This is a genomic window from Streptomyces sp. NPDC031100, assembly GCF_055570785.1.
Map to the genome: position 1 here is coordinate 72,347 of NZ_JBVIGN010000015.1, position 21,890 is coordinate 94,236.

The following is a 21,890-nucleotide window of genomic DNA, read 5'->3' on the forward strand; positions in this document are numbered from 1 at the left end:
ACCAACCTCCGTCGAACCGCAGGCACTGCGCCACTGCCGGGGCCCCACCGCAACCCCCTCGACCGCGCTCCTCAACCCAGTCCGCAGCGCCCCACCAGTCCCTGCCCTGCCCTGATCCGCTCCACGCCAACGAACGGTGGGCGGGGGGCGGCAGAATCTCAACCACACCCAGCGCGTGACCATGAATCGCGCGCGCATCACGCGCGCGCTCTCCTCCTCCAGAAGACGGGCGGCTGGCTGGCGGCTGGACCCCTTCTCGCCCCTACTCCCCCAGCCCATCAGCACGAGCTCGCCAAGGACCCACGCGCAGCACAACCAACCCGATGATCAGGAAAATCTCACTGCCCTCCTTCTCCCCACCGCAAAGAAACTATCTATCTAGATACGACATCCTCTTTCTAACTCCAACACCCCAGCTCCAGGGCATACGAATCGTCGCCCGAGCAACCGCACTGCAGAACCAATCCAGTTCAAGCGCCATACCATTCAAGATCAAGAAACTATCCCCGTATTTCAAGCAGAGCAGGTCAGCGGCGTACCGATGTCGTAGCTACATAGAAGAACGACAATCGTCTCCCCCGACAGCGGAGAGGAGCACGCTCAGCTGTACGCCAGGGACGGGGAGATGCTGTCCCGCCTGCTCCTGGCTCACCTCGCCGACCACGGCCTGGACCTGGTGGAGGCAAGCGCCCGCACCGGCGAACTGCGCGCCCTGCCCGATCTGCACACGGGTGTCGGCCGGCCTTCCCTTCGTGGCCAGGAGAGTGAGGCGCCGGCGGAGCTCATCGAGCGCGTCCTCGCCGTGTGCGAGCAGCACTATGCCGCCGTGACCGGCACCAGTTCCAAGCAGTGGGACCAGGAGTCGGCCCGGGAGCTCGTGGACATCGCCCTGCGGACCGTGCACCTGGCGGAGCCGGAGACCTACCCGCAGACGCTGGACACGTACCTGCACGAGCACCGGGCGCGGCTGGAGCGGCTGTGGCATCGCTACGGGCCCGGCGGCATGCTCGCGGGCGAGCTCGTGCTGATCGACCTGCCCGGCTGCTTTGCACTGTGCGAGAGGATCGAGACGACCCCGCTCTGGCTCGAAGGGATCTGGGCGAAGCACGGCCAGGATGAAACCGCACTGGAAAGGCTTCACGACAGCTGGCTGTACGACACGGGAGAAAAGGATGGTCGATGAGCAGGATTCCGCTCAAGAAACACCAGATCGGCCAGAAGTCGGCCTTTCGTAGATGGGTCGGATTCCCTGCAAGGTCATCTGTGCCCCCTCAGGGTGCCCGTGGCACGATCGTGTCAGCGACCGGCTCTGGAAAAACGATCATGGCCGCTGCGAGCGCACTGGAGTGCTTCCCCGAAGGCCGGATCCTCGTGACCGTGCCGACCCTGGACCTGCTCGTGCAGACCGCCCAGGCCTGGCGGACCGTGGGTCACCGCTCCCCCATGGGCGCGGTGTGCTCGCTGGAGAACGACCCGGTGCTGAACGAGCTGGGCGTGCGCACCACCACCAACCCCATCCAGCTCGCCCTGTGGGCTGCCCACGGGCCGGTCATCGTGTTCGCCACGTACGCCTCTCTCGTGGACCGCGAGGACTTCGATGACCCGATGGGTCAGGGACGCATTTGCGGGCCGCTGGAGGCCGCTCTGGCGGGCGGAGAGCGCCTGTACGGACAGCGGATGGACGGCTTCGACCTGGCGATCGTGGACGAAGCGCACGGCACCGCCGGTGATCTTGGCCGTCCGTGGGCGGCGATCCACGACAACGCCCGCATCCCGGCCGACTTCCGGCTGTACCTCACCGCGACCCCGCGCATCCTGGCCTCGCCCCGGCCGCAGCGCGGGAAGGACGGCCAGGAGCTGGAGGTCGCGAGCATGGCCGACGACCCGGACGGCACGTACGGGTCATGGCTGGCCGAACTCGGGCTCTCTGAGGCGATCGAGCGGGAGATCCTCGCCCCGTTCGAGATCGACGTCCTGGAGATCCGCGACCCCTCCCCCGTGCTCGGGGAGTCGGAGGAGGCGCAGCGGGGCCGGCGCCTGGCCCTGCTGCAGACCGCCCTCCTGGAGCACGCGGCGGCGCACAACCTGCGTACGGTCATGACCTTCCACCAGAAGGTCGAGGAAGCCGCCGCCTTCGCGGAAAAGCTGCCGCAGACCGCAGCCGAGCTGTACGTGAGCGACGCCTCCAACGACGATCTGGCGGCCGCGGACCGGCTCCCGAAGTCGTCGATCGACGCGGAGTTCTACGAGCTCGAGGCCGACCGCCACGTCCCCCCGGACCGCGTGTGGTCGGCGTGGTTGTGCGGCGACCACCTCGTATCCGAGCGGCGCGAAGTGCTGCGCCAGTTCGCCAACGGCATCGAGGCCTCGGGCCGGCGGGTCCACCGCGCGTTCCTGGCGTCCGTGCGCGTGCTCGGGGAAGGCGTGGACATCACCGGCGAGCGGGGCGTGGAGGCGATCTGCTTCGCCGACACCCGCGGCTCCCAGGTCGAGATCGTGCAGAACATCGGCCGCGCGCTCCGGCCCAACCGCGACGGCACCACCAAGGTCGCCCGCATCATCGTGCCCGTCTTCCTCCAGCCCGGCGAGGACCCGACCGACATGGTCGCCTCTGCCAGCTTCCGCCCCCTTGTAGCCGTCCTCCAAGGCCTGCGCAGTCACGATGAACGACTCGTCGAACAACTCGCCTCCCGTGCCCTCACCCATGGGCAGCGCAAGGTGCACTTCCGGCGTGACGAAGACGGGCGGATCGTCGGGGCCGGCGGCGAGGTGGGCGAGGACCAGGAGCACGACGACACCGATGGTGCGGTCGAGTCTGCGCTGCTGCACTTCTCCTCTCCCCGGGACGCAGCCACCATCGCGGCGTTCCTGCGCACGAGGGTGTACCGGCCGGAGTCCCTGGTGTGGCTGGAGGGCTACCAAGCCCTGCTCCGCTGGCGGAAGGAGAACAAGATCACCGGCCTCTACGCCGTGCCCTACGACGTTGAGGTCGAGGTGGGCGTGACGAAGGCGTTTCCGCTGGGGCGGTGGGTACACCAGCAGCGGAAGGCGCTGCGCGCCGGTGAACTCGATCCCCACCGCAAGGAACTGCTGGACGCGCCCGAGGCCGGGATGGTCTGGGAACCGGGCGAGGAAGCCTGGGAGACCAAGCTCGCCGCGCTGCGGTCCTACCGGCGGGCCACGGGACACCTCGCTCCCCGGCAGGACGCGGTCTGGGGCGAAGGCGAGGCAATGGTGCCCGTCGGGCAGCACATGGCCAACCTGCGGCGCAAGGGCGCGAAGAACGGCCTAGGCAAGGACCCGAAGCGGGCGGAGCAGCGTGCGGCGCAGCTCACCGCGATCGACCCGGACTGGGACTGCCCGTGGCCCCTGGACTGGCAACGCCACTACCGCGTCCTCGCCGACCTCGTCGACGCCGACGGCCATCTGCCCGACATCGCAGCCGGGGTGCTCATGGACGGCGACGACATCGGACGGTGGCTCCAGCGGCATAAGCAGCCGGGCATCTGGGCGCAGCTGTCGACCGAGCAACAGGAGCGGCTGTCCCGGCTGGGCATCACGCCCGCTGAGGCTCCGTCTCCCGCTGCGGCGGCCACGCGTGCGACGAAGAGCCCGAACAAGGCGCAGCAGGCGTTCCAGCGTGGCCTTGCGGCCCTCGCACAGTGGGTAGAGCGAGAGGGCGTGGACCGGCCGGTGCCGCGCGGCCACAGCGAAGAAATCGTGGTCGACGGCGAGAGTGAACCGGTGATCGTGAAGCTGGGCGTATGGGTCTCCAACACCAAGACCCGTCGCGACAAGCTCACCCCTGAACAGCTGGACGCACTACGAGAACTCGGCATGCAATGGGCCTGATGCTCCGCTAGCCAGCCGGGCGGTGAATCGGATGGTCACCGAAGTACACGGCCAGGCCCCAGGAAAGCGTCCTGGAGTGGGCCTCGTGCCATCAGCCCATGGTTGCCGCTGGCCGAGGCCCCGGAAGGGTCTCCTGTTGACAATCGCAGCCGCCCAGCCCGCCGGTCGTCAGCTCCGGCGCAGGGCGAATGCCACGGCGAACGCGGCAATCAGCGCCGAGGCCACCCCGCCCACCGCCCCGATCGGCCCGGTCAACGAGGGGTGGACGAGGCACAGGTAGAGCGTGGCGGCCAGGACCAGGACGAAGACGATCCCCAGCACCAGAAGCAGCACGGGGTCCATGCCCGAGGGCTGCGTGGCCGACGGCTGCTGGGACTGGTTGGTACCGGTGGACATGAGGGTTTCCTCCCTGGGATGCCTGCGGACGGTCCGCAGGCGGAACGCGACGCACGAGGCGCCCACACCCCGTGCGTCGCGGGGTGCCAGACGGACAGCAGAGTGCGAGATGGCGGGGTTGCGGCCCGCAAGTCGGCCGGGATCACCGCCCAGCAGCTGCGGCCGTCTTCCTGGGCTTGCGCGGCCGTGTGATGGCGGTGCGCTGGTACTGGTGGACCATGGTGAAGCCGAGCGGGGAGAGCGGGGCCTTGGTGCGGTGCTCGCGTCGCTCGACGAGCCCAAGGGCGACGAGCTTCTTCAGCCCGCGTTCGTGAGTGTCGGGGGACCAGCCGTACCACTCGGGGGCTTTCTCCGCAGGGAAGGTCGACCAGTTCTTCTCGCGGGCGACAACCAAGAACAGGGCCAGGGCCGGCAGATCCAGGACCTCGTCACGGCCCAGCGTCCAGAACGTGGTTGGGATCTGCAGGAAACGGTTCTCCTCCGTGTCGCCCACGGGGCGGTCGTAGGACTTCCCGCTGCCGTCCTCGCGCAGGAGAGTGACCGTGATCATGGTTCCGCTGCGGCTGCACTCGATCAGCCTCCGCGCCTGCAGCCGGCGCAGAGCCCGCCACGCACCGGTACGGGCGGACTGGTCGGTCGCGGTCTCGTGGATGTCCATCAGCCGCGCCCACACCGCGCTGTCGTGCGTGGTCGACCAGCCGTTATCCCCGTTGCTGCACGCGGCCACGATGATCAGGTAGGCCTTGAGGCCTCGCAGGTCCCTGCCGGTCACGAAGTCCTTCAGGGGCCCATGGCGGCTGGCGGCCCCCTTGTTCGCCTGGACGAAGGTCTTGCGCAGCGGCACGTTGGCCCGGATCGAACGGGTGAGGACCGCCGTACGAGTGTCCCGCCCAGTCGCAGTCGTCTCCTGCACGTCCCGCTTGGCGGGCGTCGTCGTCTTCATGCCCCAGAAGGTAGCCAGCTGGGCCCTCTGATCCCAAACGATCCAGCCTACCGATGTCTGATGCACCAGCGGCTGATCATGGACGTCCCAGCGGGTGTATGCGAGGGCCGCTGAAAGAGCCATGTGACAGATCCAGGTGGGAGACCCAGGTGAAAGGTCAACTGGGATAACTACTGTTTGGGATGGGGGACGCCTCAGCTCCTCAACCCGCATGCCCGGCCGCCGCCGTCCCAGCACGACGGCGGACCCGACCGACCACCTCGCTCTTCCGGCCGCCGACCCCGCTTCGCGTGCTGGCTCCGTTCGCCTGCATCCACAGCGAGGCCGCAGGCGGCCCTCTGAACGCCCTTCAGGCACTCTCCTACCGAGGGGCGCCCAGCGGGCCCGTACAGCGGCTCCTTGACTGGTAGCTGCTCCGTGCGCACCTCGGCTCGGCCACCGGGACGCCGCCACCGCGCCCTCCGCCCCGCCGACCCTGCCCGCACGGCAGCCTGGGTCGGGAGGGGGCTATGGCGACTGAGCGGATGGCCAAGCACCGCCCACTGGGCTCCGGGCCCGCGCCACCGCGCGAACCGCAGCCGAGCCCGGCCGTCCCGCCTGGGCTCCGCCACCAGAAGGCCTTGCCCGCCGCCCGGGCCCCGGTGGGCAGGTCGCCTGGGAGTAGCCGCACGAGGCGTGAACGCCCCTGGAGCTCTCGTAGCCGATGTCGGCCGGTGCTGCCCCGAAGACGCCGGAACCAGCGGGCAGGGGTGGGCGCATGTGGGAGACCTGATATCCCGGGGCCGCGCGAAGCCGACCCTGTCGGCAAGCCACCTGGAGACCGGACGTGGGAGAGATCGCTCAGGGGCTGGAGCGAGCGTTGCGTACCCGCCCCATACCCTCAAGCACCGAGGCCCGCCTGCGGTTTCTGCTCGTAGCGCACCAGGGTTCCACCCGGAGGATCGCCACCGTGCTGGGGGTGTCGCAGCGCACCGTGCAGCGGTGGGTGACGAAGAAGCCCGGAGCCCGGCGTCCACCGGGTCCGCCGCAGGTCCAGGCGATCGAGGAAGCGGTCCTAGCGCGGTGGCAGCCCCGGATACAGGCTCGCCTGCGTGCGCAGGCCGAAGCGGAAGGCTTCGTCTTCCACATCAGGGCACGGTTCGGGTTCGCGGCGCCTGCAGGGTCGTCGGACGATCCGCGGGTGCGGTGGATCACTCAGTATTTGCCAGGAGAGGTGGCCCGTGAGCTGTTCGCCGCTCGGGACGCTGGCGCGGGTGAGCAGCAGCAGATGGTGATCCTCGCCCGCGCGCTGGGGCACGCCTACTTCCGCGACGGGGGCCGGCGCGTCATGGCCTGCATATCGCTTTCACCGACGTCGAGTTCGCCGACTTCTCAATCGGATGACCTCCTCGCCGCCGGGAATCCGCGAGGCAGGTGGCCGATCCCGCCGACGAGGCCGTTCAGCCCCGTGAGGGCTTCTCGGGTACACCCAGCATTGCGTCGTACCTTTTGGCTTCCTGCTGTTCGCGCCAGTCCCACTCGATGCGGTCGGCCCGGTCGGCCGGCCTGGCGGCGGGAGGTTGCGGCGGGCGCAGCATGGCCGTTTCCGCTAGGCGCAGCAGATGCGTAAGGTCGCCGGGCGCGGCAAGCAGTGCCTGATCGTCGCCGAGTACGAGGCGGGCGAAGCAGGCCGCGGCCCGCATGAAAATGCGCGCCCAGCCGGGTACGGGGTAGGCGGCGCAGCCGTCGGTGTAGCGGGCTCGGTCGTGCAGGGCGAGCGTGGCCGCGGCGTCGTCGTAGTCGCGGAGGCCGGCGGTGGCGAGCTGCTGGAAGGAGGCGCCGGTGAAAAGCGCGGCTGCCAGGGCTGCGGCCAGGCGGGGGTGAGCGGTCGAGTCGGCCAGGCGGCCGGCAACTTCCCGGGCAGTGTGCGCGGTGAGAGATGCGGGCTGTGAACGGTGTCGCCAGACAATCGGCAGCGGTGCGCAAGAGGCCCGGCAGGAGGCGGGGCTGTCGTAGGAAACGAGGCGGTCCAGAGCGGGCAGAGTGATCCAGCGGCGGGACCGCCGGACAGAATCGGCCACGTCGTCCGCGTGGGCAGGCGGGCCGTCGTAGTGGTGCTGGGCAGCCTCGAAGTCGGTAATGACCGCGTGGTCGACCGCTTGAAGGGCCTGGTGCAGGGCGGCAGGGAGACGAGGGCGGTGGCAGACCAGGGTCAGGTGAATGCCTGTGCCGGCGCGCAGTTGGAGGAGGCGTTCGGCGCGGCAGGCAGTCAGGCGGTGGGCGCGCAGGACGGTCAGACGAGTGACCGGTTGGGCGGTCACCCATGCGGTGGCGGCTTCCCAGGCGGGCTGTCGGCCTGAGGGGAAGCGGCCCGGCAACAGCGGCGGTCTGCCCAAGGCGGCCAGGAGGTCGTGGGCGAGCGCGGTGTCGCTGGTGGTTCCGGGACCGGGGTGCGGGGTGGTCCGGCCCGATGGCGGATGGTGGGCTCCCAGGGCGGCGTGGGTGTGGGCCGCGTCGTCGTGGGGGTCCATGACCAGCGTGACGGTCGGCACTCCCATGGCAGGGATCGGGGCGGGCGGTATCGGGGTCATGCGAGGCGGCTGAAGGCCCAGCGCAGCAGGTCCTGGTCGACGCGGGCACGTCCCGTACGGCCCAGGGCGGTACGAGCGTGGGCGGTCAGCTGGGCCCAGGCGCGGAAGTTGCCGTGCGCGGCATGCTGGTCGGCGAAGGTGATGTCCTGGGGGTCGGTGTCGGCCCAGACCGGGTGGAACAGCGGGATGACCTCGAGGACCTCGTCGGGTGTGAGGCGGGTGAACTGCTGCCAGATGAAGACGCGGGAGGAGAGCATCGGTTCGCGGCGCAGCACGGTGTGGCATCCCGCGCCGCCGACGAAGATGATGGCGAGCTGGGTTGAGGGTTCGTCCCAGAGGTAGCGGAAGTATTCGAACGCCTCCCCGTTGAGCCACTGAGCCTCATCCACAAGGAAGGTGCGGGGGCGTTCGGCAAGGGCGGTCTTCAGCAGGCGGTCGAACTCGCTGGGGTGGCGCGGTGGTTCACCGGCCAGGTCCAGCGCGGTGAACAGTTCATAGCGCACCGCGCGGGCGGTGGGCCGGGCCCGGAAGGTGATTTTGCGGACGTCCTCGCCGGGTTCGAGCTCGCGCAGGCAGGTGTTGACGGCGAGTGTCTTGCCGAAGCCGGCGCCGCCGTGGATGCACATCATGGCGCGGGCGGCGACGGTGTCGGTGATGTTCTCCCGCGCCGCCAGCAGCGCGCGGGTGGTGACCACGGAGGCGTCGGGCAGGTCGACGTATTGGTAGGTGGCCGCGGTCACGAGGCATCTCCGTCTTCGTCAGTTGTGAGACGTGCGGCCCGCCCGCCCGGGCCGTCGGGGGCTGGAGTGGAATCACGGCCGGGCAGGACCGGGGCGGGCCGACCTGGCGTTGTCAGTGCGGCCAGGGAGGCAGGAGTGTGCCACCCGGCCGGAGGCGCAGCGGGCGGGATGAGGTCCGGCAGCGCCAGATTCGACAGGTCGGTATCACTGGCCTGGGTGAGCTCGGCCTCGGCCTGCACGGCGGTCAGCGCGCCGAGCCGCCGCGGAGCCTCCGGCTGGGTAGCGGCGGCGTAGCGCTCGCGCTGGGAAGCCTCCAGGTCCCTCTTCAGCCGGCGGGTGCGGGCAGCCCGTGCTCGCCGTACCGCGCTGATCTGTTCGTCGGTTGCCCGGTCGGCCATGTCCGCGGGACCGAGGTAGCGGCCGGTGGCCGCGTGGTAGACCTCGATGCGGTGGTCGTGGTGGGGCATGAAGCGGATGCGGACCTGGATACCTGCCTGGCCGGTCATCCACGGCCCCACGTAGTCGCGTTTCCTTGAAACGGATGCCGCGGGTGGTCAGCGTGCGGGTGCCGGCGTCCTCCACGGTGAACGTCCACAGATCCGCGGCCGGCACGTCCCGCAGCGGGGTGGGATCGTCCTGCCACGCCTCAAGCGGGGTCCTGCCCCCAAGCGGCGCGGGACGGTGCTCGGTGTTCCACCACAGCGTCCAATCCAGCAGCCGGGCGGTGAAATCCTCGAAGCCGAGCAGCACCTCGTCCTTCGGGCGGGAAGCCCGCTTGCCGGGGCGCGGTTGGCGGGCATAGCCGGGCAGCGCGGCCAGGAACATGCTCTCCACCGCCCGGTTCAGGCCCCCACGGTGCCCTTGAGGTGGGGGGTGTAGGAGGGCAGGTCCTCCACCGTCACGTCCAACAGATCGAACGCGGCGGTCACCGTCCTGGACAGGAAGTCCTTGCTGCGGTCCACCCGTGCCTTCTCGGGCAGGCCCCGAAGGGGCCGTAGGGTTCCTCGCGCAGGACCGCGGAGCGCAGCGCGGCCAGCACCGACTCTCGCGACGGGTCTCCCGGTGCGACCGCGACGCCGGTGATCGCGTTGGTGGCGCAGTGGGTGAACCAGGTGATCCACGGCCTGCGGGGCTTGCCGTCGACATCGACCAGCACCGGCGCCTGGACGTGGTCGGTCTCCCATACTTGGTTGCGCCAGCCCCGCGGCCGGGCCAGGAACGCATCGTGCTTGCGCGCGGCCCGCTCGGCACCGGCGAGTCCGGCCCGCTCCCCCGGCGTGAGATCCCGCTGGATCGCCCGGTGCAGCGTCGGAATCGACGGGGGTGGATCCCCCTCGCCCTTGGCCGCTCGAGCGGTCGGCTCACGATGAACCGCCGCGACGTTGCCCTTCCACAAGGCCAGCAGGCGGCGCACTTCGGGGGTGAGGAGAAGCGGTCTTTGCTCTGGGCCCGCGCCCCGGGCTCCGTGGCCGCTGACTCGTCATGCTCGGCAGCTGCAAGCCACCGCCACAGCGTGCGCTCGGTTACTTCCAACGACTCCGCCATCAGTCGGACATGCCGCGTTGTCAGCCTCTGTTCCTGTCGCAGGGCGAGCAGCCTGCGCACGGCAGGGCCGCGCAGCGCCGACAGGGAGGAAGGAGGCAGGCCTCCCCGCACGCCCCCGCCCTCCCCGTGCACGCCGGAGCGGGAAGCGCCCTCTCCCAGTCCGGCCGCGCCGGTCACAGCGGCCCCATGAGCCGCGCGCAGGCCCGCTCCAGCAGCCGGCGGTCCACCGCCGCCCGGCTCCTGCCATAGGACTCAGCAGTCAGGTGCGAGGTCAGCTTCGCCCAGGTCCGGAAATTGCCATGCCCCACATGCTCGTCCACCCACGCGACATCGTCCTCGCTCACGTCCTCCCACAGGGGGTGGAAGGCCGCCATCACGGTGGCCACCTCGCGCGGGCCAAGGCGCGGCACCAGCTCCCAGGTCAGCACACGAGAGGCCAGCGCAGGCACCCGGCGCAGCGCCCGTTCACTGCCCGCACTCGCCAGCACGAGTGCCGTGTCCGTGTCCGGGTGGTCCCACAACCCGCGCAGAAACTCCAGCGCCGGCCCCGGAAGGCGCTGAGCCTCGTCCAAGACCAGCACACGAGGCTGCCGTAGCGCGTTCACCAGCATCAGATCCGCCTCCCCCGCCCCGCGCGGCAGACGCCTGCCCAGCTCAAGGGCATCCGCGAGCACCCGACGCAGCTCGGGAACCGTCGGATGCACACCGACATGGACCCGACGGAGCCGGGCCGGGTGCGGCAGCTGGGACAAGGCGTACTGCAGCGCGACGGTCTTGCCCTGGCCAGCGTCGCCGTACAAACACACCACCGCCCCCACCGCGGCCGCGTGCGCGACCGTCCGCAGCACCGACCGCACAGCAGACGTGTGCACCACCTGCGCGCCCGGCACCAGAACCGGAACCTGCGCCAGATGCTTCTGCTCCCGCAGAAACACCTGCCCGCCAGCGCCTTGGCCGGCCACCACGCTCAGGCCCAGCTCACTGAGCGGATCCGGCCGGCGCCACCCAGCCACCACGGGCTCCCGCTCGACCAGCAAAGCCCGCCCCGCCCGGTGGTCCCTGCGGATCACCCGGTGCAACGTCGACGCCGACGGCACCGACGCCCCGCCAGCCGCGGCCAGCCGGCGTCTCAACTCAGCGACATTCCCTCCCACCTCGCCCAGCAACGCCCACACCTCGTCCGACACCGCATACCCTGCCGGACCGGCGCCTCCACCTGCCCGGTCGTCTTGGCCTGCTCCAGCCAGCGCCACACCGTACGCTCGGAAACACCCACCGTCTCAGCGACCGCACGCACATGCCGCGTGGCCAGCTCCCCCACCTGCTGCCGCTCCAGCAGACGACGCACCACCAACCCCCGGGGCAGCACAGGCCCACGACCGGCCCTTACCTCTTGATCCACCCCACGATCACACCGACCGGGCCAACCTCAGCGCATAAGAACTCTCGAACCTGAGACAACATCAGCTGCCATGCGATAAAGCCCCGCGACAGCGATCCCACCCATCAATCTCTCACCTCATGACAGCGGCCTGCCCACCCGTAAACAGCCGCTGACCAGCCCCGTAATACCCACCCCTGGACCAGCGCGACCGACTCTCACCACCACCGACACCAACCCGAGAGATCGCAACTTCTCCATGCTCAACACCCGCCAACAGCGAAAAACAACCCGACCTGACACGCCGTCACTGACATCAACCACCGACACCAAACCAGCACATCGCACCAGGGGTGCGGCCGGTGATCTTCGTGACAGTCGAACGCCGCTTTGGTGTTGCGTGGTTCAGGGCCCGGCGATGTGCCACAGGATGAGCGCGGCGTCCAGGTCCTGGCTGTAGCGGAGATGACGCTGATGCCGCGTAGCAATTCGATGACGTACGACTCGGAACGTGGGGCGGCGTCGAGGAGCCCTCAAGCCCCGTCGGAGTCGGGGTCCTCTTTGAGGAATCGGCGGACGGATTCGATGGCGGCCTGCTCGCTCGGGCTGAGGACGGTCTGAATGATCTTCTCGGCAGCGTTACAGTAGAAGCCACACCACAAGAGGACCCGGTGCCGGTACGCCTGGGTGATTTCGCGGACCCGGGTCAGATCGTCCAGGTCCACGTCCGCCAGCTCCCGCTCGAAGTCGTCGGCGTCCCCGGGGAAGCCCCACGCCTTCGGGGCGGCGCGCAGCTCGGCGAGCGTACGCGTCGGCGGTGCGACGTCGTGGTGCTCAGGTTGTGCGGTCACTGGCTGCACTGCGGCCCGAGCGGTTCGGCCGCCCGGGCCAGCAGACCCGATCGGCGTGTCAGGCGAGACCGAGCCGGCTGAGCGCGGTGGTCCAGTCGGTGACGATCGCCTGCTGCGCGGCCTTGAGGACGACCTTCCTGGAGCAGACCGCCGTGTGCAGTTTCGTCTCCACCAGGTCCTTCTTGTTGTTGACCCCGCCGCCTCCACGCTGGAGAACGTCATGCTTCGTGATCGGAGTCGAGCACCACCATGAACCTGTTGCCTTCCGGATCCGTCATCAGGGCTTCCACGGGATCGTGGAGTTCTACCAAAGAGGCGCCTTTGGCAATCAGCGTCTGAACTTGTTCGGCGACCGTTCCGGCAAAGACGGTGACGACCGGCAGCACGGCCGGAGATTCCGCTTCGCCAACGCTGTATGCACCATGACCCGGGATGCTGCCCCAGAACCTGATCATTTTCTCTGGGTCTATGGCTTCAAAATGAACGTGCATGCCGCTGTCTCACTTTCATCTGTGCGGAGGGAACCGAAAACGGCCTACCTAATCAATCCGGCAGGCCGTTACGGGACGGACTTCAGCAGTCGGTCACGGTGTTGTGCGTGTCTGCGATGTGGGGTTCGCTGAAGCGTCCGCGGTACTCGGCCTGAAGGGTCGCCTGAGTGTTGTATGTCTCCTAGTGGCCATCATGTATGCGCTTGAGCCCCGGGGTGGTTACTGAGCTTGAACTCGTGAAGTCGTCTGGGTGAGGGAGAGTCCTGTTCCGGTGAGGCATCCGTCGATGAGGGCGGGGCGGTACCGGATCGTTCTCAGGCCGTGCCGGATGGTCTGGATCAGGTGCTCGGGGGTGGTGAAGACGGTGTTGGACAGCCATCCGCGCCGCAGCAGCGACCAGATGCCCTCGACCGGGTTGAGTTCGGGTGCGTAGGAGGGCAGCTGGCAGACGGTCAGCCAGTCCCGCTCGGCGATGAACTGCCGCATCCCGGCGGCAAGATGGACGTTGAGGTTGTCCCAGACGAGCACGATCGGGCCGCCGAGCTGCTGGTGGGCGGCGACGAGCAGGTCGCGGTAGTCGCCCCAGGCGAAGCTCTTACCCGTCGCGTCGGCCGTCACCGCGGCCGGTAGATCAGTCGGGAGCGTTCACCGCTCTTGTAGCAGGTCAGGGCAGCGATCGAGATGCGGCGACGGGAACGTCCCCGAGCCCCGGATCACCGGGGTTCGGCCCCGGCGGGCCCAAGTGCGGGAGGTGGGCGGCGCCATCGAGAAGCCGGACTCGTCCGCCAAGACGATCCAGGCGTCGAGCACCGCCGCGGTGCTTCCACCTGCGGCCAGGTCTCCTTCACCCAGCCGCAGACCGCCTCCTCGTCCCGCTCGATGGCCCGTCTGGCCGGCACCCGACAGCAGAACCCGTGCCGGATCAGCAGCTTGCGCACTCCTTGCAGGGTGTAGCTCATGTGCAACCGGCACCCGATCACCGTCTTCACCCCGACCCGCAGATCCTTCACGATCAACGAACTCGGACCGCCGCCGGCGAACCGCTCCGCCGCCAGCAACCGGATCCCCTCGCGAAACTCCCGCCGCTCATCCGCCAGCCCACCACCCTGCGCATCCCTCATGCAGACGACGCACCGCAGAGATCATCACCTGGCAGCGGCCACGACACGGCGAGTTCAACTCCAGTAAGCGCCCGCTGTACTTCGTCCACCCGCTGTCCTTGTGCTGCACCGCGTGCCAGTGCCCGTCGTGGGATTCGAGCCGCTGAAGATCGACCTGGGCCCGGCATTTGTCGGCCGCTACCTGTTCAACATCAAAGCCGGCGGCCCCGGCCAGGGCGTGCGCCCCTCCCTCCCGGGACCCGGACGCCGCCGAGGACGAAGAGGTTTGACCACCAGCACACCCGACCGACCCGGCCACTCGTTGCGCCCCGCGGGGGCCTGGCGCCCGATGTGTGGTGACGCCTTCGCGGCAGGCGTCACAACACGTCGGGTGCACTCTCCTCGGCGGGATCCTTGGATGCCGGGTGATCTGGACCGCCGGCCGGGGCGACGGCACGCAGCGCCGCTTCGACCTGGCGGTTGCTGGTCATGGATGCCGTGACGGCCGTCATCGCCAGGAGGAGGACGGCGGCGGCGTAGAGCGGGGTGCGGATGTCGTAGGTGCCGGCCAGCCAGCCGCCGAGGAAGGCCCCGACGGGGGCGGCACACATGGCCAACATGCGGGAGGTGGAGGCGACCCGGCCCATGAGGTGGGCCGGGACGATCGCCTGCCTCAGGGAGGGGCCGAGCACCATCGTGGCGCCCATGCCCGCTCCGCAGACGGCGAACGCCAGGCCGGCCACGTAGGGATCCGGTGCGGAGGCAAGCCCCAGGATGGCAAGCCCTTCGACTGCGGCCGTGCAGGTCAGTGCGGTGCCGGTGCCGAGTCGCCGGCCGATGAAGGAGGCGATGCCCGCGCCGAGCAGGCCGCCGGTGGCGTCCGCCGTGAGGAGCAGGCCGTAGCCGAAGGTGCTGATGCCGAGACGGTCGTGAGCGAAGAGGGCGAGGACGGTCTCCACGGCGAGGAAGGCGATGTTCCCGACCGCCGGACGGAGCGCGAGCCCGAGCAGCAACCGGTCCCGGAAGACGTACGAGGCACCGGCCCGCGCCTGCCGCAGTAGCGACTCGCGGGCCTGCGGTACGGGCCGGGGTGGGGCAGGCAGCGACCGTACGAGCAGTGCGCAGAGCGCGAACGACACCGCGTCGGCGAGCAGCGGCATCGCTCGCCCGAGCGCGAGCAGGGCACTGCCCGCGGGTGGCCCTGCGAAGCCGGACGCGGCGGTCTGAGTGCCGCGCAGGCGGGAGTTGGCGCGCTCGAGGAGCGCGGGGGCGCGGCCAACCAGATCCGGCAGATAGGCCGTGGCGGCCGTATCGAAGAAGAGTCCGCCGAGGCCGAGCAGGAAGGCGACGACCGCGAGCAGCCCGATGCTCAGCACGTCGAGCGCGGCCGCCGCCGCCGGTATCACGAGCAGCACCGCACGCACCGCGTCCACGACCCACATCGTGCGCCGGTGGTCCCAGCGGTCCACCAGCACACCGCCGAGCACCCCGAAGAGCAGCCACGGCAGCGTCTGGGCGGCCGTGACCACGGCGAGTGCCATCGGATTCCGGGTCAGCGTCAACGCGAGCAGCGGCAGCGCGGCCTGCGTCACCCCGTCACCGAGCGAGGAGATCGTCTGCGCGCTCCACAGCCGTCCGAACCCGGTCGGCAACTTCTGTCCGTCCCTGGTCACTGGGAGCCTCCCTCGGCCTGCTCGCGCGGCGCCGGACGCAACAGTGCGAAGGTGACAGATGCGTCCGGCAGCGATGGATCGGACAGCTCCCGGTACTCGACCGCCAGTGCCTGCAGCCGCACCCCCAGCTCTGCGAACAGCTCGTCGGTGAGCCGCAGATGCGCCCTCCGTACGTGCCGCCCGCCATCCGCCGCAGCTGCCTCCAGGCCGGCCACCGCATGCCGCATCAGCACATCCGGGCCGCCCGTGCCCGCAGCAGGGGGCACGATCGCCCGCGCGGCCATGATCCGGTGGCGAGTGAGGTGGGAGACGACGCGTAGCTGCTCGGTGGCCTCGACCGACGCCGATGACGACATCGGCTGGACCGTGTCGGTTGATTCCACCGTCGTGCGGGCCGTCAGCACGCCGCCGGAGCCCGTAAAAAGGGGCCACCGGGAACGAGCCGACCCATCACGCGCCCGGACGCTCCCGCGGCGGGCCGAGCACCAAGATCCATCCGGCCGACCGCCGAGGGTCTCCTCGCCGGCCTGCGCGGGCCCGTCGATCACCGCTGTTGTCCCTTCGGCCGTTCTGCGCACCCTCGCAGGAGTGATGCGCTCGCTCTCCAGAACGCCGCCACCGACCAGCTTCCCGGCCGCGGCGACACTGCCGATCCAGCCTTCGTATTCCATGGAGGTTCCTCTCCGGCCGCCCAACGGCGGTTCCTTCCGATGCCGTGCGAGGGGCCGGCCTGGTCAGGTGGTGCCGTCCGCTGGGGCGATACGGGCGAGCGCGCCGATCTCCAACGCGGTCCACACTGCACCGTCCACACCGAGGGCGATGCCGTGCGGTTCGGAGTGGGGGGTGGGCAGGTCGTGGACGGTGAGGGAGCCGTCGGGGGTGATCGTGCCGACGCGGTTGCCTGCCCATTCGGTGAACCACACGGTGCCGTCGCTGTCGACGGTGACGGCGTGCGGTCGGGCGGTGCGGTCGGGCAGCGGGAACTCGGTGATCCGCCCGTCGGGGGTGACCCGTCCGAGCTGACCGGCGGCGATCTCGACGAACCACAGCGCGCCGTCGCGGCCTGCGGCGATCCCCACCGGCGCCGCCGCCTGCGTCGGCAGGGGATGGAGGGTGACCGCACCGTCCATGCCGATCCGGCCGAGAGCGTTTGCCTGGTTGAGGGTGAACCACATCCCGTCACCGTCACCGGCGGTGATCGCCGAGGGGAACGCGCCTGTGACGGGGAGCGGGAACTCGGTGACGCGGCCGTCGACGGTGATGCGGCCGATACGGTCGGCGGCGGTCTCGGTGAACCACAGCGCACCGTCGGGCCCCGCCGCGATGCCGAACGGCCCGCAGCCGGAGGTGGGCACGTCGAATTCGTCGATGACGCCGTCGGTGGTGATCCGCCCGATCCGGTCCGCCCGGTACTCGGTGAACCACAGCGCGCCGTCGGGGCCGGGTGTGATCACGGTCGGCCCGCAGGCGGGGTCGAGCCGGTAACTCGTCGGCTCCTCCCCGGGGACGAGCCGGCCGATCCGCCCACTGTGGACGAGGGTGAACCACAACGCGCCGTCCGGTCCCGTCGTGAGGGCGTAGGGTCCGGCCGCGCTGTCGGCCACCAAGTGCTCTTCGATGGATACCCGGGTCACAGGGGCTTCCCCAGACCATGCTCGGCGGCGATGCGGGCGACGTCGTCCGGGGTTCCGGACATGATGGTGCGGGCGTGTTCGGTGACGAGGCCGACGGGCCAGTCCCACCAGGCGGCGCGCAGCAGTTGCTCGACGTCGGCGTCGCTGAACCGTTGCCGGATCGCTCTGGCCGGGTTGCCGCCGACGATCGTGTAGGGCGGAACGTCGGCGGTGACCACTGCGCCGGCCGCGATGATCGCGCCGTCACCGATGCGTACGCCGGGCATGACGGTCACCTGGTGACCGAACCAGACATCATGGCCGATCACCGTGTCACCGCGGCTGGGCATGGCCGTGACGATATCCAGGGTCTCCTCGGTCCAGCGGCCGCCGAACATGGTGAACGGGAACGTGGACACCCCCATCGTCGGATGCTCGGCACCCGCCATCAGGAACCTGGTTCCCGAGGCGATCGCGCAGTACCTGCCGATGACCAGACGCTCGGGACCGTACGCGTACAGGACGTTGAGGTGCTCGAACCCGGTCGCGCCGGCCGGGTCGTCGTAGTAGGTGTACTCGCCCACGACGATCTTCGGCGAGGTGACCAGTGGCTTGAGGAACACCACCCGGTCATGCGCCGGCAGTGGGTGAACGACGGTGGGATCAGGCGACAACATGCGCTCCTTCGGATCTGTGGCTCGTTAGGCCATCGGGATGGGGTCGTGAGCGGCTTCGCGCGGTCGGTCAGGCAGGGGCGGAAGGGAGGGTCCACGCCGCGAACTGGATGACAACTCCGTTCGGGTCCTTGATCTGGAACAGCCGCTCACCGCAAGGCTCTTCACGCAGCGGCATGGTGATTTCGACACCTCGGCGCGCAGCGGCTTCTCCTCGCCCTCGATACAGGTGCCGGCGAAGGCGAGAATCAGGCCAATGCATTCTTCGCGGAGCCTGTCGCCGCTGGTAGGCGAGGCGGTCGGCGTGATCGTCGGCGGGGTGCGGGTCAGCAGCCGCCGCGTCGCGGCGGTGGCGCCTTGTCGCGCCGTCGGGCACAGGTGAGCGGCTGTCGTTCTCAGGGAGTGCCGAACCACCCGCTGAGCGCTGCTCGCAGCGCGGGTCCGGCGCCGTCGACTGGTTCGTCGATGGCCGCGGCCCAGGCGATGTGGGCGTCCGGACGGATCAGGAGGGCGTCGGCCGGCCGATCGTCGGTTTTGACGGTGTGGACCTCGACGCGTTGCCGCCACTCGTCAGCGACCCTGCGCAGGTCTGGACGGTCGGCGAGGTCCACAAACATGGGCCGTGCGGTGTGCATGAGTTCGGCGACGCTGCTTGTGCCCAGGTCGGTGTGCAGGGTGAGGTCGGGTGCGAAGGCGCCGGCCAACGCGTGGTGACGGGAACCGGGCATCGGGTAACGAATGTCGGTGCCGGCGACAAGCGCTCCCATGCGGCGCAACGGCTGCTCGTCCAGGAGCAGTTCCTGGAGGACTTCGCGAAGCGCTTCGGCTGCCGGGTCGTGCCCGCGCCGCAGTGCCACCTGAGCTCGGGTGTGCAGCATGGTGCGGGCACCGGCGAGGTGGCGTTCGTCGTGGTAGGTGTCGAGCAGACCGGCCGGTGCCCAGCCGCGGATGTCGGCGGCCAGCTTCCACGCCAGGTTGACCGCGTCGAGCATGCCGGCGTTGAGTGCCACACCGGTGGCGGGGAACAGATGCGCCGCGTCGCCGGCCAGCAGGATCCGCCCGTCCCGGTAGCGCTCGGCCTGCCGGGCTTTGAAGGTGAACCGCGACAGCCGAATCGGTTCTCCCAAGGGCAGGTCCGCGCCGAGCACGCGGCGAACGCTGTCCTGGAGTTCGCTCACGGTCATGGATGTGTCGTCGTCGTATTCGGTGCTCTCGTCCTCGATGGTGTAGAGGGAGACAACCTTGGAGTTAGGGGAGGCGCCGACTCCGAACAATCCCTGGTCGGTCCGAGTGAAACCGGCGCGGATCACGCCGAAGCCGGGCACGTTGAGATCGCCGTTGCCGGCTACGGTCACCGTGTCGGGCAAGGTGACCTGGGCCAGTCGGTTGACCTCCGGGTAGGCGGTGCCGGGGAACGGAATACCGGCCCCGTCACGGATCCGGCTGCGCGCACCGTCGCACCCCACCAGGTAGCGGGCGGCCACCCGGGATGGTCCGTCCGGGCCGCGCACGTCCACGATCACCCCGGCATCGTCCTGGCTGACCCCGACCACCTCGTGGCCTCGACGGACGTCCGCACCGAGTTCACCGACGCGTTCCTCGAGCAGCCGCTCCAGCCGCGGCTGCGGAAGCGGCAGGGCGTGCATCGGCGGATCTGCCAGCTGGGTGAAGTCCAGATGCACACCGCCGAACGGGAACCGGGGAGCCGGGACGGGGTCGGTGCAAGCCGCCTCGAAGCGTTCCAGCAAGCCCCGATAGCGCAGCAGCTCCAGGATCTGCCCGCCGAGACCACCGGCCTTCGGGGTGTCCCGGCACTGCGGCTGCCGCTCCAGGACCAGCGGTCGCACACCGGACAACCGCAGTTCACCCGCCAGCATCAGGCCGGTCGGGCCGGCACCCACAACGATCACATCGGCGTCCATCACTATCCGCTTCTCTCGCAGTCTTTCCATGGCTGATCAAGCAGGCAGACCGGCACGGCACGGATCGTGCCGTGCCGTGCCGTTCGAAGTGTGATCAACGCGCAACCCCTTGTCAATACGGCACGTGTCGTGCCGTTAGGGTGGTGGCATGACCGATCGTCGCCCCAGCCGTACCGACCACCGAACCGAAGCGATCATGAGGGCAGCACTCGACCTGGCCCTGGAGGCCGGCTACGCCAAGCTCAGCATCGAGGCGGTCGCGAACAGGGCCGGCGTCGGCAAACACACCGTCTACCGCCGCTGGTCCTCCCGCGGCCTCCTCTTCCTCGACGCGGTCCTCAGCCTGAACACCGAAGGTCTGAGCCACTCCAACACCGGCGACGTCGTGGCCGACCTGCGCGAGACGATGATCAAGGCTGTCGACCTGCTGGGCCGGCCCCCCCTGGGTCCGCTGTACCAGGCCCTCATCGGCGAAGCGCAGCACGATCCCCAAGTCGCCGCCGCGCTCAACCAGCGCTTCATCGAGCCGCAGACCGCCGACACCCTGGCTCGCCTCAAAGCCGCCAAGGACCAGGGCGAACTCGCGCCCGACTTCGACCTCGACCTGGCATTCGACATGCTGTCCGGCCCTCTGTACTACAGGCTCCTCATCACACAGCAGCCGATCACCCACGACTACATCGACCGCGTCCTGCAAGCGGCCTTCGCCGGTATGAGCCCCAGACCGCCCGCGCGATAGAGGGCGTCCGCCGGTGACGAGCTCAACTGTCCGCCTACGGCGAAGAGTTGCACTCCCCCATCAGCGTCGCATGCATGACGCCCTGCCTCTCTGCCCGGTCAGGGCGACACCGCACTTGCCGACAAGCAACTCGGCCGGTGAACACGGAAGCAGGTCGGTTCGCCGCCGGCCACGATCACGTCCGCCATGAAATTCCCATTCCATAAAATCGCATTCTGTCGGCGAAGCGCGACGTGGCCGCAACGTCCGGTCCGGTCCTGAATAACATCACGGCCACTTCCCCTCGCTTCCCCTGATCAGGGGTTGAGGATCATCCTGCCGGGCGGAAGCCGGGTGCGGAAACGAGGAATCCGGCAACGCAGCTTTCAGCGACAGGTTTATGTTCGAGGGAGGGGTGACGGAGCTCAGGGACATCGAAATCTTCTTGGCGCTCGCCATGGAACTACACACTTCGGCCGGACGGCCGAGCGACTTCACATCACCACGGCCCGGGTCAGTCAGTCGATCCGCACGACCGAGCGCCGCGTCGGCGGGCGGCCGTTCGAGCGCAACAGCCGCACGGTGCGGCTCACGGCGCTGGGCGAGCAGTTCCGGCAGGACCTGTCAGTCGGCTATCGGCAGATCACGGAGGGCATCGCGAAGGCGCGCGCCGCTGCAGGCGCCGTGTCAGGGACGCCGACGCTGAAAACCATGGGTCCGATGGCACACACCATCAGGCCCATCCTCGACCCCTTCGCATCCACTCATCCGAACGTGAGGCTACGTCCGGGAAGTCCAAACACCCGCACCGCTGGATCTGTCGTGCTCGGACGACGCCGACGTGGCACTGCTGTGGCTTCCCCTCCACGAGCCGGATCTGACCGCCGGCCCCGCCGTGCATGCCTGCGACGTCCTTGTGACGGTGGCAGCCGGCCATCCCCGTGCCCAACGTGAGCCAATCTGCGTGCAGGACCTCAGCGACCACTGCGCGTTCCTGCCCGGACGGCTCCCGCCTTCCACGCAAGCCGCGTTCCCACCGTTTCACACCCCCTCCGGCCGCCCGATCCCCCGCGGCCCGCAGCCCCTCCACCTGGCATGAGATTCCCGGTCTTGTCACCGCCGGACAAGGCGCTGTGGGCGCAGCACAGGACGCCGCCCTCTTCCATCCCTGGCCTGGCCACGCCTTCATCCCCGTCCGAGACATGCCACCGGTACGTTGGGCTCTCGTCTGGCGGACCGCCGATGAGAGCCCGCTCATCCGTGCCCTCAGCCACGCGGCCACGAACGCGCATCGCAGTGCTGAGCCATAGAGGGTGCGTGACGGCATCCGCGACGCGCCCGCGCTCAGCGCCGACGTCCTTGCCGGTGCGCTCGTTGACACGCTTGACGCATACCTGGTCGGCAGTGCCGCGCTGGATCCA

18 protein-coding genes and 4 pseudogenes are annotated in these 21,890 nt (G+C 69.5%); 6 read left to right on the top strand and 16 right to left on the bottom strand.

The window, feature by feature from the left end:
- Positions 1-625: 625 nt before the first annotated feature.
- Together ACZ5DS_RS34330 and ACZ5DS_RS34335 are read left to right on the top strand one after the other, a co-directional pair.
- A complete protein-coding gene (locus tag ACZ5DS_RS34330; RefSeq protein ID WP_468246410.1) occupies positions 626-1,183 on the top strand; it encodes a hypothetical protein in 558 nt (185 codons plus the stop codon).
- Positions 1,180-3,852, top strand: a complete 2,673-nt coding sequence (locus ACZ5DS_RS34335; protein ID WP_468246411.1) for a helicase associated domain-containing protein — start codon at positions 1,180-1,182, stop codon at positions 3,850-3,852. The genes ACZ5DS_RS34330 and ACZ5DS_RS34335 overlap by 4 nt, the downstream gene beginning before the upstream one ends.
- Before the next feature lie 168 nt (positions 3,853-4,020).
- Here the strand turns inward: ACZ5DS_RS34335 and ACZ5DS_RS34340 are convergent, their stop codons facing one another.
- Entirely contained in the window at positions 4,021-4,248 is a 228-nt protein-coding gene (locus ACZ5DS_RS34340; RefSeq protein WP_138913360.1) for a hypothetical protein, read from the bottom strand.
- A gap of 142 nt (positions 4,249-4,390) precedes the next feature.
- Positions 4,391-5,191, bottom strand: a complete 801-nt coding sequence (locus ACZ5DS_RS34345; RefSeq protein ID WP_468246414.1) for a hypothetical protein — start codon at positions 5,189-5,191, stop codon at positions 4,391-4,393.
- Between the two features lie 826 nt (positions 5,192-6,017).
- Here ACZ5DS_RS34345 and tpg point away from each other — a divergent pair.
- Positions 6,018-6,506, top strand: a pseudogene (gene tpg, locus ACZ5DS_RS34350) (telomere-protecting terminal protein Tpg); the annotation flags it as partial.
- A 124-nt stretch (positions 6,507-6,630) separates the two neighbouring features.
- On the opposite strand, the gene ACZ5DS_RS34355 reads toward tpg, so the two are convergent.
- The 14 genes and pseudogenes from ACZ5DS_RS34355 to ACZ5DS_RS34420 form a co-directional block, all read right to left on the bottom strand.
- Positions 6,631-7,728, bottom strand: coding sequence for a hypothetical protein (locus ACZ5DS_RS34355; protein ID WP_468246416.1), 1,098 nt, complete (start codon positions 7,726-7,728; stop codon positions 6,631-6,633).
- 29 nt (positions 7,729-7,757) lie between these two features.
- Complete coding sequence (locus ACZ5DS_RS34360; protein WP_468246418.1) at positions 7,758-8,501, bottom strand: AAA family ATPase; 744 nt, start codon at positions 8,499-8,501, stop codon at positions 7,758-7,760.
- Positions 8,498-10,106: pseudogene (locus ACZ5DS_RS34365) on the bottom strand (Mu transposase C-terminal domain-containing protein). Before ACZ5DS_RS34365 ends, ACZ5DS_RS34360 begins: the two are co-directional and overlap by 4 nt.
- Positions 10,107-10,219: 113 nt before the next feature.
- Positions 10,220-11,233 (bottom strand): AAA family ATPase, encoded by a 1,014-nt coding sequence (locus tag ACZ5DS_RS34370; RefSeq protein ID WP_468246420.1) that lies wholly within the window; start codon positions 11,231-11,233, stop codon positions 10,220-10,222.
- Positions 11,176-11,448: a helix-turn-helix domain-containing protein gene (locus ACZ5DS_RS34375; protein ID WP_468246423.1), complete on the bottom strand. Its 273-nt coding sequence runs from the start codon at positions 11,446-11,448 to the stop codon at positions 11,176-11,178. Before ACZ5DS_RS34375 ends, ACZ5DS_RS34370 begins: the two co-directional genes overlap by 58 nt.
- Before the next feature lie 512 nt (positions 11,449-11,960).
- The gene (locus ACZ5DS_RS34380; protein ID WP_468246425.1) at positions 11,961-12,278 is read right to left on the bottom strand and encodes a hypothetical protein; all 318 of its coding nucleotides are present in this window, start codon (positions 12,276-12,278) and stop codon (positions 11,961-11,963) included.
- Positions 12,279-12,496: 218 nt separating this feature from the next.
- Positions 12,497-12,769: a VOC family protein gene (locus ACZ5DS_RS34385; protein ID WP_468246427.1), complete on the bottom strand. Its 273-nt coding sequence runs from the start codon at positions 12,767-12,769 to the stop codon at positions 12,497-12,499.
- Between the two features lie 219 nt (positions 12,770-12,988).
- Positions 12,989-13,387 carry a transposase gene (locus ACZ5DS_RS34390; protein WP_468246429.1) on the bottom strand — a complete coding sequence of 133 codons (399 nt, stop codon included), beginning with the start codon at positions 13,385-13,387 and terminating at the stop codon, positions 12,989-12,991.
- A 95-nt stretch (positions 13,388-13,482) separates the two neighbouring features.
- Complete coding sequence (locus ACZ5DS_RS34395) at positions 13,483-13,890, bottom strand: helix-turn-helix domain-containing protein (RefSeq protein ID WP_468246432.1); 408 nt, start codon at positions 13,888-13,890, stop codon at positions 13,483-13,485.
- Between the two features lie 356 nt (positions 13,891-14,246).
- On the bottom strand, positions 14,247-15,521 hold the full coding sequence (locus tag ACZ5DS_RS34400) for an MFS transporter (protein ID WP_468246715.1): 1,275 nt from the start codon (positions 15,519-15,521) through the stop codon (positions 14,247-14,249).
- Between the two features lie 17 nt (positions 15,522-15,538).
- Positions 15,539-16,213, bottom strand: coding sequence for a hypothetical protein (locus tag ACZ5DS_RS34405; protein ID WP_468246434.1), 675 nt, complete (start codon positions 16,211-16,213; stop codon positions 15,539-15,541).
- A 63-nt stretch (positions 16,214-16,276) separates the two neighbouring features.
- Complete coding sequence (locus tag ACZ5DS_RS34410) at positions 16,277-17,176, bottom strand: Vgb family protein (protein WP_468246436.1); 900 nt, start codon at positions 17,174-17,176, stop codon at positions 16,277-16,279.
- Positions 17,173-17,832, bottom strand: coding sequence for a CatB-related O-acetyltransferase (locus tag ACZ5DS_RS34415; protein ID WP_468246438.1), 660 nt, complete (start codon positions 17,830-17,832; stop codon positions 17,173-17,175). Before ACZ5DS_RS34415 ends, ACZ5DS_RS34410 begins: the two co-directional genes overlap by 4 nt.
- A 392-nt stretch (positions 17,833-18,224) precedes the next feature.
- Positions 18,225-19,781: an FAD-dependent monooxygenase gene (locus ACZ5DS_RS34420; protein WP_468246440.1), complete on the bottom strand. Its 1,557-nt coding sequence runs from the start codon at positions 19,779-19,781 to the stop codon at positions 18,225-18,227.
- Between the two features lie 118 nt (positions 19,782-19,899).
- Between ACZ5DS_RS34420 and ACZ5DS_RS34425 the strand changes: the two genes are divergently transcribed.
- From ACZ5DS_RS34425 to ACZ5DS_RS34435, 3 genes and pseudogenes are all read left to right on the top strand, one after another.
- Positions 19,900-20,490, top strand: a complete 591-nt coding sequence (locus ACZ5DS_RS34425; protein ID WP_468246441.1) for a TetR/AcrR family transcriptional regulator — start codon at positions 19,900-19,902, stop codon at positions 20,488-20,490.
- A 333-nt stretch (positions 20,491-20,823) separates the two neighbouring features.
- Positions 20,824-21,015: pseudogene (locus ACZ5DS_RS34430) on the top strand (hypothetical protein); the annotation flags it as partial.
- A gap of 250 nt (positions 21,016-21,265) precedes the next feature.
- Positions 21,266-21,568, top strand: a pseudogene (locus ACZ5DS_RS34435) (LysR family transcriptional regulator); the annotation flags it as partial.
- Positions 21,569-21,890 lie beyond the last annotated feature (322 nt).